Annotated in this window: 9 protein-coding genes; 3 read left to right on the forward strand and 6 right to left on the reverse strand. The window is 60.3% G+C overall.

Annotated features, from left to right (window positions below; translation table 11 throughout):
• Positions 1 to 279: 279 nt before the first annotated feature.
• The gene (locus VL598_RS08520; protein WP_325326271.1) at positions 280 to 1,272 is read right to left on the reverse strand and encodes a site-specific integrase; all 993 of its coding nucleotides are present in this window, start codon (positions 1,270 to 1,272) and stop codon (positions 280 to 282) included.
• Positions 1,273 to 1,938: 666 nt separating this feature from the next.
• Here VL598_RS08520 and VL598_RS08525 point away from each other — a divergent pair.
• Positions 1,939 to 3,036 (forward strand): NADH:flavin oxidoreductase/NADH oxidase, encoded by a 1,098-nt coding sequence (locus tag VL598_RS08525; RefSeq protein WP_325326272.1) that lies wholly within the window; start codon positions 1,939 to 1,941, stop codon positions 3,034 to 3,036.
• A gap of 316 nt (positions 3,037 to 3,352) precedes the next feature.
• Here the strand turns inward: VL598_RS08525 and VL598_RS08530 are convergent, their stop codons facing one another.
• Complete coding sequence (locus VL598_RS08530) at positions 3,353 to 4,861, reverse strand: sensor domain-containing diguanylate cyclase (protein ID WP_325326273.1); 1,509 nt, start codon at positions 4,859 to 4,861, stop codon at positions 3,353 to 3,355.
• Between the two features lie 201 nt (positions 4,862 to 5,062).
• Between VL598_RS08530 and VL598_RS08535 the strand changes: the two genes are divergently transcribed.
• Positions 5,063 to 6,007 carry an AEC family transporter gene (locus VL598_RS08535; RefSeq protein ID WP_325326274.1) on the forward strand — a complete coding sequence of 315 codons (945 nt, stop codon included), beginning with the start codon at positions 5,063 to 5,065 and terminating at the stop codon, positions 6,005 to 6,007.
• Positions 6,008 to 6,033: 26 nt separating this feature from the next.
• Here the strand turns inward: VL598_RS08535 and VL598_RS08540 are convergent, their stop codons facing one another.
• From VL598_RS08540 to VL598_RS08550, 3 genes are all read right to left on the reverse strand, one after another.
• Positions 6,034 to 6,456, reverse strand: a complete 423-nt coding sequence (locus VL598_RS08540) for a VOC family protein (protein WP_325326275.1) — start codon at positions 6,454 to 6,456, stop codon at positions 6,034 to 6,036.
• Positions 6,457 to 6,682: 226 nt separating this feature from the next.
• Positions 6,683 to 8,935, reverse strand: coding sequence for a xanthine dehydrogenase family protein molybdopterin-binding subunit (locus VL598_RS08545; RefSeq protein ID WP_325326276.1), 2,253 nt, complete (start codon positions 8,933 to 8,935; stop codon positions 6,683 to 6,685).
• Positions 8,932 to 9,396, reverse strand: coding sequence for a (2Fe-2S)-binding protein (locus VL598_RS08550; protein WP_325326277.1), 465 nt, complete (start codon positions 9,394 to 9,396; stop codon positions 8,932 to 8,934). The genes VL598_RS08545 and VL598_RS08550 overlap by 4 nt, the downstream gene beginning before the upstream one ends.
• 191 nt (positions 9,397 to 9,587) lie before the next feature.
• On the opposite strand from VL598_RS08550, the gene VL598_RS08555 reads away from it, so the two are divergent.
• Positions 9,588 to 10,472, forward strand: a complete 885-nt coding sequence (locus VL598_RS08555) for an oxaloacetate decarboxylase (RefSeq protein WP_325326278.1) — start codon at positions 9,588 to 9,590, stop codon at positions 10,470 to 10,472.
• 42 nt (positions 10,473 to 10,514) lie between these two features.
• Here VL598_RS08555 and VL598_RS08560 read toward each other — a convergent pair.
• Positions 10,515 to 12,221 (reverse strand): ATP-binding protein (locus tag VL598_RS08560; RefSeq protein ID WP_325326279.1); only part of this gene is annotated, 1,707 nt, incomplete at its 5' end.

Consider the following 12,221-nt stretch of genomic DNA (forward strand, 5'->3'; position numbering starts at 1 on the left):
AGCGGTAATTCAGGATCTGGAAAAAAGCCGCATGCCAATTAACGATCAACTGTGGGATGCCACAGCGATCGCCGAATGGCTGCACCTATCGCTCGACACGGTCTCTCGCTCAGTGGTGACGCGCCCCGGCTTCCCACAGCCCGTGCAACCTGTCGCAGGGGCACTTGCGCGCCGGCGCTGGTTCGCTGGGGAGGTAATTCGATGGGCTCGACAGAATCGCGGCAGGCTACCGGCACCACGGAGTGGCCGGCAGCGTAGGAACAACTCGTAAATGCTCGACTACCCGAGGCGGGACGCGAGCTCGGTGGCCGTCGCGTTGTAGTAGATCATGAGCGACCGCGGGTCGCGATGGCCGATCATCCGTGCGAGATCGAGGACGTCCAGTTTTTGGGCAAGCCGTGTAATCGCTTCATGGCGTGAATCGTGAAACTTGAGGTCCGCGATTTTGGCCTTCTTGCGCGCCTTGCGCCACGAGGCGTCAGCCGACGCCGACGCGACCGGAAAGCAGCGGCCGTCGCGCTCGGATGTCGGTTGCAGTTCAAGCAGGCGCACGGCCGCCGATGACAAGGGAATATTTCTCCCCTCCCCGTTCTTTGTATCTTCTAGCCGTACATAGCGCTGTTTCAAAAACACGCGCTCCCAGGTCAGCCCTAGGATCTCCCCCTGCCGCATCCCCGTCTCTAACGCCAGCAGAAAGGCGGCAGCCAGATGCTGCTGGAGCGTAACGGGCACTTGACCCCGCTCGTAGCCGAGGTGCTCGAGCATCGTGTTTTCCTCGTTCACGCTAATGCGGCGATCGCGGGGACGTGGGTTTGTAGGCCGCTTCACGTCTCGCACGGGATTGACTGCCAGCCACTTCCATTCCCGCCGCGCATGCTCGAACAGCGCCGACATCAAATTCAACTCGCGGTTGACGGTCGACGGCTTCACGAGCTTCAAACGTTTGTCGCGCCACTGCGCGATCTGATCCGGCGCGATTCGGCTGATTCGCTCCCCAGCCCACTCGATATCGCGGAACACCGCCAAGCGCAACCTCTCCCATCGCTCGCCTTTCTTGGTCGGTGACACTTCCTCTCCGTAGCGGATGATCGCCTCAACGAGGGTTTTGGTATTCGAAGCTACAGCGGCCGGCGCGGCGCGTCCGAGCTCGGCTTCCTTCTCGGTAGCCCAGGCGACGCCCTCGGCCTTTGTTTCGAACGTTGCGGACAGACGCACACCCTTCTTTGCAATCTCGACGCGCCAAGTGCTTCCGCGCTTGCGGTACGTTGCCATCGTCTACTCCTTCTTGTTGGCGTAAATCTGGCGTAGACGCTAGCACTTCAACCACGAAAAACGCCGGGGAAACCACAAAATCAGCCAACTGACCGGCCCGCGCTGATCCTTATGTGGCGGGCCTTTCGAGGATGTTGACAGCACTTTCGACGAACTTCGGTTCTTGGGGAAAAATGACGGAGGTTCCTCTCCTGGGCACCAGATGATTGCGGTATAGTCCGCAGCAAGCGAAAGAAGCCCCGTGAACATATGAGTTTGCGGGGTTTTTTTTTGACTTCGCGCAGCATGCGCAAGCAAAACGCCGTACCTACCCGCACCGCCCCCTCCGTCGATGCCACGAGCCTAGGCAGCTTTTCCTCATTCCTTATCAGTCGCGAATCTGTTGCGCGTTTGTTCATGAAGCGCAGAACCTGCTGAAACCCACGAGAGCCCAGCCGCTAATACGCTCGATCTGCGACGCCTCAATCCCCTTGCTGGTGAAGCAAGAAACTCCACCTCAGCTTTTGCTTCTCACTTGGCCTTACAGGCAAGGCATCGCTTACAGATGCCGCTCGACTCTTTCCGAAATGGAAATAGCGCGCTGACTGCAGACCGCGCGAGGCTCTGCCATACTCGAACGTTCGATTGTCTTTGAACATCGTTTTTGTTTTCCACGGAATTATCGAGATGTCCGCACTATTCGAACCTTTCAAGCTCAAGGACGTTACCTTGCGCAACCGTATTGCCATTCCGCCGATGTGCCAGTACACGGCGGTCGACGGCCTCCTCAACGATTGGCATCGCGTACACCTCGCCGGTCTCGCCCGTGGCGGCGCTGGGCTGGTGATTGTCGAGGCGACGGCCGTTGCCCCCGAAGGCCGTATTACGCCAGGCTGCACGGGACTCTGGAACGATGAGCAGGCCCAGGCTTTCGCCCCCGTCGTTGCATCGATCAAGGCAGCGGGCGCCGTTCCCGGCATCCAGATCGCGCACGCAGGTCGCAAGGCCAGCGCCAACCGCCCGTGGGAAGGCGACGATCATATCGGCGAGGACGATGCACGAGGCTGGGAGACGATTGCCCCCTCAGCCGTCCCCTTCGGCGCTCACTTGCCCAAAGTACCCAAGGCCATGACGCTCGACGATATCGCGCGCGTGCGCGAGGATTTCGTCGCCGCTGCAAAGCGTGCGAAAGAGGCGGGTTTCGAATGGCTCGAGTTGCACTTCGCACACGGTTACCTGGGCCAGAGCTTTTTCTCGACACACTCAAACCAACGCGACGACGCGTACGGCGGTAGCTTCGAGAATCGCAGCCGCTTTCTGCGCGAGACACTGCAAGCCGTACGCAAAGTATGGCCCGAACATCTGCCGCTCACGGCTCGCTTTGGTGTCATCGAGTATGACGGGCGCGATGAGGAAACGCTCGCGGAATCCATCGAGCTGGCGAAAAACTTCAAGAGCGACGGGCTCGATATGCTGAGCGTCAGCGTCGGTTTTTCCACGCCGACCGCCCAAATCCCATGGGCGCCCGCGTTTCTCGCACCGATCGCAGAGCGGGTGCGCCGCGAGGCAGGACTGCCCGTCGCGTCGTCGTGGCTGATCGACACACCGGAACTCGCCGACCGCTCGGTCCGCGACGGTCAGCTCGACCTCGTAATGGTGGGGCGCGCACTTCTGGCCGATCCGCACTGGCCGTACCGCGCCGCACGCGAACTGGGCATTGAACGCGCGTCGTGGACGTTGCCGGCGCCCTACGCTCATTGGCTCGCCAAGTACACGGTTAACTGAGCGCGCAACCAACACGCTGCAATGCTGCATTCGACAGCAAGATCGTCGACATCTGCAATCTGACGCTAGGCACCGACTGAGTCGGCGCCTTGCGCAGCCACGCCTTGCCCTAAGTAGTCCTAAGCATCCCTAAACAGTGCAAGGGCGGGTGTGGTCTGTACCGCCCCACCCTCCCGCTGCGGCGGGCCAAGGAAAAAAGATGGGCGCTCAATCATCGAGCTGACGATGCAAAGTCAACCGCTCGAGTAAGAACCGCATAACGCGCTTGCGGCTGTCAGCGTATCGGGAACGGCAGACGCTGACAGACGCCGGGCACTCAACCCAGTATCGTGCCGAATACGCGATTACGACCGATCGCTTTGGCCTGGTACAGCGCTTCGTCTGCCGCCTTCACCACCGACGTGACGCTGTCTGCAACCTTGCCCTGCCAGCTTGCGACGCCGATACTTACGGTGACCTTGCCCTGATCGCTTCCAGCATGTTCGATCGCGAGCTGGGCAATGGCATTGCGCAGGTTTTCGGCGAGCGACAGTGCGCCCGCGCTCTCCGTTTCGGGCAATACCACAACAAACTCTTCGCCACCATAGCGCGCGACGACGTCGCCTGGCCGGCGGGCGTGCTCAGCAAGACAACGACCCACTGCGATCAAGACATCATCGCCCGCTTGATGACCATATCGGTCATTGAAGGCCTTGAAATGATCGAGGTCGACAAACAGGATCGACAGCGGCCGATGCTTGCGCAGGGCAAGCCGCCATTCGCGCTCGAGCATCTCGTCCAACGTGCGACGGTTGGCGAGCCCGGTCAGGCTGTCGGTCTGAGCCAGCGTGCGTAGCGCCGACTCGGCTTTGTCCTTTTGCCCCAGTGCACGAGAAAGAAGGATTGCCGCGCCGATAAACGCACTGCAAAGGAGCGCCATGACGGCGCTAATCCTGGCGGTGCGAGCCCTCCAGTGAGCGTAGACGTCCGTGACGGCGGGCGCGACATGTGCGATAAGCGGCAGTCCAGGCAGGTGCGCAAAGGTGTAGATGCGTTTTCTCCCGTCGACCGCCGCAATATCTGCGAACGTGCCGCCAGAGCTCTCCATCATCTTTCGGAACGGCGACGCACGTCGCAAGTCCAGCCCGATCACCGCGGGGTAGTCGGGCGCGCGCATCACCAACACCCCATCTGTGTGAATCAACGCAGCCGCACCGTGTGCGCCGAGTTTGAGACCGGAGAGCAGTTGACTGAAATGGTCGACGCTAATGGCCCCCACAACCACCCCAAGGAACGAACCGTCAGTGTTGGTGACGCGGCGGCTCAAAAAGACGGCCCACTTGCCGTCGATCAGCTGGGACCGATGCGGCGGGCTGACATAAAGGCCCCATGCGGGCTTGTCGCGCTGCACCTTGAAAAAATCGTCATTGGCCAGGCTGGCTGCCGGAGGCACGTCCCAACGCGAGTCGATAACAATACGCCCCGTCGCGTCGGTGACCCATATCGGCCCGAGAAACGGCAGCAACGCCGAACGATCGAATAGCATCGCGCGCCTCAGCGGCGCGGGCGTCGCCATTACCTCGGGTCGACGCACATCATCCACAACGCCCTGCAAGGCGAGGTCGGACAGCTCCATATCATGGGCGATGTCGCGCTGCAAAACGAGCAACGTATTCTGCGACCACTCGATGGAATGCGCTATCGCATCCTGACGGCCGCCATAAACGATTGCGAATGTCACTGAAAACATGGTGAAGGCGAACAACACACCGCAACCGACAAGCATCCGGGGCGAGCCCAGCAGCACGGAAAGACGATGAAGCAAATTGCGAGGTGGCGTTTGCATATCACGCGATGAGCGACTAAACCCTTGAGGGATTCTGTAAGGGTTCGCAAAAAAGGCGGTAAACAGGCACATTAGCGTCTGGTCGGCGAGAATGATAACCGCAATAGGGTTCGACGCTACAAACGCCGATCGCATCTTTCGCAAGAAAACGACGTATGCTTACGCGACGCCCTTTCCTCCGATTTTTCCACCGCGCACGGCATGTTTTCGACATTTTCTATTCTGCTGCCGGTTTTCGCCTTGATTTTGGCGGGTTTCGCCTGCCGTCGCTGTAATTGGCTCGGCCCTACGGCCGCTTCCGAACTCAACAAGTTTGTTGTACGGCTTGCGCTGCCCGCACTGCTGTTCGACATCATGGCGCATTCAAGCTGGCACCAACTCGATCAGCCGGCGTTCATCGCTACGTTTCTCGTGGCGTGCGCCGCGGTGTTTCTACCTGTGCTTCTTGTGCGGCTTGCCATGGGGCGCCATTTGGCCGACGCGAGCGTCGAAGCCATCGCCGCGTCCTATCCGAATACCGGCTACGTGGGCTTTCCGCTTGCATTGCTCGCGTTTGGTCATGAGAGCCTTACGCCGACAACGATCGCCACAATCATCGTCGCGTGTGTCCTCTTTGCCCTCGCGATTGTGTTGATGGAGATCGGCCTGCAAAGCGAGCAAGCGCTGCATAAGGTGGGCGCAAAGGTACTGCTATCGCTCGTAAAAAATCCACTCATCGTGTCGCCGGTTCTCGGTGCACTTGTCGCATCTGCAGGCGCCGCATTGCCGGCGAGTGCCGAGACGTTCCTTAAGCTGGCGGGCAGCGCGGCCAGCCCCTGTGCGCTTGTGAGTCTCGGTCTCTTTCTCGCTGAACGGCGCCCGGTGGGTGAGGCGCCCCGCGCGGCGCTCGTGCTGAGCATCGTCAAGCTCATCGCGCAACCGATCCTCACTTGGTGGCTTGCCGTGCGGGTATTTGCACTGCCAACGCCGCTCGCTGATGTCGCAGTGCTGCTCGCTGCGCTGCCGACGGGAACGGGTCCGTACATGCTCGCAGAGTTCTACCGACGGGAAGCGAGCGTGACATCGCAGACGATTTTGCTCTCAACGCTCGGTTCGCTTGTATCGCTGTCGGTGCTGCTTTGGTGGATGCACGCGCGCGGAGTCTGACTGCTCAGGAGTCCTGCAAGATTTCGTCAGACGAGCGGCTTGGCAAAGCTGAGCTCGTGGCCGTCGGGATCGACGATGTGGAAATACCGTTCGCCCCACGGGGCGTCCAATGGTTGGAACTCAGGGACCAATCCGGCCGCGAGTGCCTTGCGATGCATGGCGTCCACATCCGACACATACACGATGACGCGGCCCCACCAACCCGCCGGCCCACGGGCGTCGGCAATCAGGTTGAGGAACGTGCCGCCGAGCTCGAACGAAGTGAACGATTCGAATGGACCGCCATACTTTTGCAGGAAGCCAAGCGCTTCATAAAAACGCACCGCACGCTCCATGTCGCGCGTCGCCAGCGTGATTGCGCTAAGCGAAAGAATTCGCGGGCCCGCGGCGCCCGCTTCGCCGATGTTGTCTTTCGCCGCACCGGCAGCATCGTTTGCCGTCGTCTTCATCGTCACAGCCTCCCGTGTCGATCCATCGATACGCATCGCCGCGGCGCGAAGCGCGAAGCAAACCCAGCCGTGCAATGTCCGCCACTCACCGTCATGATCATCCCCGGCTCGCACACACCAACGTAGCACAAGCCGGGGAGCAAACGAAGGCGGCAACGATCAGCCACGTGCGTGCGAGCGGCAGAGGCCGTCAACCTCTCGGGCCGCCCGCGCGCGCTTTGCTGTGTTACGCCTTGTTGAGCGCCGCCTTCACTTTCTCCGGCGTGAAAGGCACCGTACGCAGCCGAACCCCCAACGCATCGTAGATGCCGCTCGCGATGGCCGACGGCACGACCGCACAGGCCGGCTCACCGGCGCCACGTGGCGGCTGGTCCGGACGGTCGATCAGCACGACGTCGATCGTCTGCGGAATCTCAGGGAAATAAAGCAGCCGATAGCTTGCCCAATCAACGCTCGTCACCGCGGAGCGCGAGAAGTTCACTTCCTCATGCAGCGCACGGCTGATCGTCTGCACGACCTGGCCTTCGATCTGATTGCGCACACCATCGGCATTGACCACGAGCCCACAGTCATGAGCGATCGTAAACCGGCGCACATAAACGACGCCGGTCTCGCGATTGACTTCGACATCGGCAACCGCAGCCACATAAGTGCGGTTCGGCTGATAGTAGACGTAGGCCACGCCGCGCCCGGTAACCACCGGCCCGCTCTTTCGTGCAGCATCCGCATGCAGCGGACCCGGCTTCCAACCCGCACGTTGCGCGGCCGTCTTCAACACTTCGATGCCACGCGGATCCTGCAAATGCTTGAGGCGGAATTCGACCGGATCCATGCCTGCGGCTACCGACAACTCGTCCATGAAGGATTCGTTCGCAGTCGTGTGCTGCAGCCGGCCCGGGCCGCGCAGCCATGCCGGCCGTAGCGGCGTGGTCGCTGTGCGATTCACAACGACCTCGACATTCGGGATCACATAGGAGGGTGTCGAATTGAACTCCATGCCGCCGGGGTTGTTCGGCTCGTCCACCATTTTCGACTGTCGAGTCAGTTCAGCGCCCAAGAGCGGCACATCGGCTGAAACGCGCTGCGGCACCCACGTCTCATAGTGCCATGCCGCAATGGTCCCGTCCGGATTAAGGACGGCCGAAGCATCGGACACGACAGGTGGCCCCTTCGGATCCCAACCGTGCTCGTCCTGACGCATCCATTGCACACGCACGGTGAGCCCCGTCTCGTGCGCAATCAGGGCTGCATCGGCAGTGGCGTCTTCATGACCGTTACGACCGTAACAGCCCGCCCCTTCGACATAGATAAGGCGCACATCATCCTTCGCCAGACCGAGCATCGCGGCGACCTGATCGCGCGTCATATGCGGTGCTTGCGTAGGCGACCATAGCGTTAGCTTGCCGCCCGCAAAATGCGCAATCGCGCAAGAGGGGCCAATCGAGCCATGCGTCTGGAGCGGCCATTCGTAGGTGGCTCTGACGACTTTGCCCGACTTCGCGAAAATGCCTTCGACGTCGCCCGTCTTCGCAACCGTCGCGCGGTCCGCCACCTTCAGTTCACGCACCGCTTGATAGATGTGCGACTGCTCAGGCAATCCGGACCAGGCGGACCACGTCACCTTGAGCGCACGCGACGCTTTGATCGCACCCCACTCCGTGCGTGCAAGGACGGCCACAAAGTTACCCTTGCGCACGGTTTGCAGGTAACCGGAAACAGCGCGTGCCTCCGTGTCGTCGACCGACACGAGCTGGGCGCCGTACGCGTCCGGACGCAAGACACGCGCATGGACCATGTCCGGCACACGCATGTCCTGCATGTAGACGAATTCGCCTGTGACCTTAGGCGGGATGTCTTCGCGCTTCAACGGCTTGCCGACGAGACGATACTCGCGAGAATCCTTGAGCGGCGCATGGGGATCAAGCGCCAATTCGAGGTGTTCACCCTGCAGCAGTGCGGCATACGACAGCGATCGGCTTGGTGTGCCGACCACAGCTGCCTTGCCATCGGCAAACGCGATCTGAGTGCCTTCCACGTTGAACTTGCGCATCGCAAACCGCCGTAGTGCTTCGCGAGCGGTGGCGGCGGCCTGACGCAATTGCACGCCGGCCCCTGCGATCGACATCGAGCCGTTCGTCGCCCCTTGGTCGACGGTCAACGCGGTATCGCCCTGCACCATCGTTACCGCTTCCATCGGCAAGTACATTTCTTCGGCAACGACCTGTGCAAGCGCAGTCATGTTGCCGGTTCCGAGATCCACCTTGCCGGTGAATACGGTGACAGTGCCGTCGGGATGAATCGACAGGAATGCGTCGACGGTATTCGGATCGAGCGTTTTGCCCGGAGCGAGTGCGCCCGGTTTCTCGGTTTTGCTATAGGCAAACGCTGAACCGCCGAAGGAGAACCCAACGATCAGCGCTGCGGTGCCTTTCAGGAAACCGCGTCGGGACAGTGATGAGGGAACCACGACGTCGCTCATGCCGTCTCCTTGCTCGCTCGTTGAATTGCGCGAACGATGCGCGTATGCGTACCGCAGCGGCACAGATTCGCCGCCAGCGCCGATTTGATCTCGTCTTCCGTAGGATGCGGATTGCTGTCCAGCAGCGCCTTGGCGGTCATGATCATGCCGTTGATGCAGTAGCCGCACTGCACCGCTTGCTCGTCGATGAAAGCCTGCTGTAACGGATGCGGCTTGCTTGTCGAACCCAGGCCTTCAAGCGTGGTGATCTTCTGGCCCTGCGCGCTCGACGCCGGGTAGACGCAGGAGCGCACCGCCCCACCGTCGATGATGACGGTACACGCACCGCACTGGCCGAGGCCACAGCCGAAACGCGGACCACGCAGCTCGAATTCGTCGCGCAGTACGTAAAGGAGTGGCGTGTCCGGATCGACGTCCACTTCCTTCGTCTGCCCATTTACCGATAAAGCGATTGTGCTCAATTGGCACTCCGTGGATATACTCGGGTTTCGAAGCGCGGTTATTCTAGTGCCGAAGGATTCTCCGCGCATGTACGCCAGCACCGCCACGGCAGTCAATGATCAGTTGTCAAATCCGAAATAACGGGAACCTTTCTTATTCCTAGCGTTTGTTGAACTCGCCGTCTTGCTCGAATACGAGGAACAGGAACACCATGAGCTCATCCGCCGCATCCCGTAGAGAACGCTTTCACACCGAAATCGCCAAACGGCAAGGTCTGCTGGTGCCTGGGGCATTCAATGCCATGAGCGCTCGTGTCATCGAGGACATGGGTTTCGGTGCCGTCTACTTGACGGGTGCCGGCGTCACCAATATGTCCTTCGGTCTTCCCGATCTCGGCTTCATCGGCCTGACAGATATCGCAGAGCATACGGCTCGCGTGCGCGACGCGGTGGAGTTGCCGCTGATCGTCGATGCCGACACAGGTTTCGGTAATGCGCTCAATGTTCGGCAAGCGGTGCGCACGCTCGAGCGTGCCGGTGCCGATGCGGTTCAGATCGAAGACCAAGTCATGCCGAAGAAGTGCGGGCATTTCGCCGGCAAGAACGTGATCAGCGCGAGCGAAATGGTCGGAAAAATTCAGGCGGCCGTCGATGCACGCGAGGACGATCATTTTCTTGTTATCGCCCGCACCGACGCAGCGGCTGCACATGGCATCGATGAGGCGATAGAGCGAGCGCATCGTTTCGTCGAAGCCGGCGCCGACGTGCTGTTTATCGAGGCGATGGAGACGCTTGCCGATATCGAGCGGCTTCCGGGCCTTTTCGAGAAGCCGCTACTGATCAATATCGTCGTAGGCGGCAAAACGCCAGTGCAGGATCGCGACGCTTTGGCCGCCATCGGCTATGGGATCGTGCTCTATGCAAATGTTGCGCTTCAAGGCGCGGTGCGTGGTATGCAGCAGGCCTTCAGCGTATTGCGTGAGCGAGGCCGAATGGAGGAAGACCCCAATCTTGTCGCGCCGTTCAGCGAGCGCCAGCGGCTGGTTCAAAAGCCGTTGTTCGACAGTCTCGATCAACGATACAAGGCCGATGACTGAAGCCGTGTAATGACATCGCGCGGAATCGAAACCGGTTTCGCGTCATAGATAGACGATTGCGGCATCGCCAAAGTCCGAAGCGACAAACACTTTGCCGCCTTTCGTGTACTCGCGCTCGATGGACTTCACGATATGGTGCATCGACACGGGCACATCCTGCGCGGCTGCGCGAAACGCCGCACTGATCGCGGCGGTTTGAATGCTGCCGCCAGCGAGTACCGCCTTTTCTCCCAGCAAGTCGAAATCGACATCGTCCGCGATCGGCGTGGCCGACGGGAACGCTTGGCGCCAAAGCGTCTTACGTTGCTCCGTTGTGGGAAACGGGAAGTTGATGACGAACCTGAAGCGGCGCAAGAAAGCCTTGTCGATGTTTCCCAGCAGGTTGGTCGCCAAGATCACCAACCCGGCGTAGGTCTCGATCCTTTGCAGTAGATAGGCGGTTTGATAATTGGCGTAACGATCGTGTGCGTCTTTGTTTTCCGTGCGCTTGCCGAATAGGCTTTCCGCTTCATCGAGAAAGATGACGACGTTCATTGCCTCTGCGCGCTCGAACAATTGCTCGAGATTGCGCTCCGTCTCGCCGATGTATTTGCTCAGTATGCTCGCCATGTCGACGCGATAAATGCTGAGACCCAACTCGTTTGCGATCATCGAGGCGGCCATCGTCTTGCCCGTGCCCGACGGACCGTGGAACACGGCGGTCACATTGCGGTTGCCGCTGTGGCGGGCGAATCCCCATTCCTCGACGACGCGCCGGCGATATCGGACATGGGTCAGCAGTTCGGACAGTAAGTCGAGCGTATGCTCCGGTGCGATGACGTCCCGCAGCCGGTAGGAGGTTTTCAGCTCTTTGGCGACGCCGATTTGCCCGGACTGCGCCTCGGCACGGCACGCCTCGATGACTAGATCTTTGACGTTGGGTAAATCAAGTAGCAGCGTTTTTGTCGCTACTTCTTTGAGGAGGATGGGGAGGCGCTCCTCGGTGAAGTGGAAGCCATCGACCAATTGTTCGATGAACTCTGGATCAAGCTCGAGATCGTAGCGCGCCGCGTGTTTGATCCAAGCGCGGCGGCGCAGGTCGGCATCGGGGGCATCGATGCGCAAGCGGAATGGCATCACGCCATGATCCAAATAACGATGTGCGCTTTCCAGGACGCGGGGTAGCGATGGGTTGAGCACGACCACGTAGCGATGCATGTCAAAGAGCATGTGCAGCACTTCGTCGAGGATGTCGTCAGTCGATTCGCCTTCGATGCTGCCCATCAGGGATTGGCAGTCGGTTAGGACGATGACCGTGTTGCAAAGTACCGCATCGCGGCACAGTACCCGGAGATGATTCACGAGCGTTGAATGTCGTCCTCCCCATCGCTCGTAGGCGCGCCGGAGCCGTTTGCCATCGAGTTCAGCTGTTGCGTAGCCGAGTTCGGCAAAGATCGCGGCGCACAAGCTTTTGAGTAGTGCGGAATCCATGCCCTGCAGAAGTAACAGAAACGTCTGAGAGGCGAATCGGCTGTCTGCTGAAGCTTCGATGAAACGGGTTAGTTGGCGTTTTGTCTCCTCGTCGATCAGTTGATCCTCCAGTGCGCCGTCTTCCTCCAGTTCCACTAGCGGCACCTCGTCGATTCGCAACTGCGGGGCGGCAATACCTGTCAGGTAAGCAAGGAGCGGCTGGGCCAGGCGATAAGTGCCTGTCATCGTTGGCACGGAGGCGTCGGACGTGTCGAGCAGGCAGGCACGTAGCAATGGGGC

Source organism: Trinickia sp., from assembly GCF_035492435.1.
In the GTDB taxonomy this organism is placed as follows: domain Bacteria; phylum Pseudomonadota; class Gammaproteobacteria; order Burkholderiales; family Burkholderiaceae; genus Trinickia.

Coding starts and splice junctions, on each gene's coding strand:
- VL598_RS08520 (WP_325326271.1), bottom strand. CDS start 1,272: ATGGCAACGTACCGCAAGCGCGGAAGCACTTGGCGCGTCGAGATTGCA.
- VL598_RS08525 (WP_325326272.1), top strand. CDS start 1,939: ATGTCCGCACTATTCGAACCTTTCAAGCTCAAGGACGTTACCTTGCGC.
- VL598_RS08530 (WP_325326273.1), bottom strand. CDS start 4,861: ATGCAAACGCCACCTCGCAATTTGCTTCATCGTCTTTCCGTGCTGCTG.
- VL598_RS08535 (WP_325326274.1), top strand. CDS start 5,063: ATGTTTTCGACATTTTCTATTCTGCTGCCGGTTTTCGCCTTGATTTTG.
- VL598_RS08540 (WP_325326275.1), bottom strand. CDS start 6,456: ATGAAGACGACGGCAAACGATGCTGCCGGTGCGGCGAAAGACAACATC.
- VL598_RS08545 (WP_325326276.1), bottom strand. CDS start 8,935: ATGAGCGACGTCGTGGTTCCCTCATCACTGTCCCGACGCGGTTTCCTG.
- VL598_RS08555 (WP_325326278.1), top strand. CDS start 9,588: ATGAGCTCATCCGCCGCATCCCGTAGAGAACGCTTTCACACCGAAATC.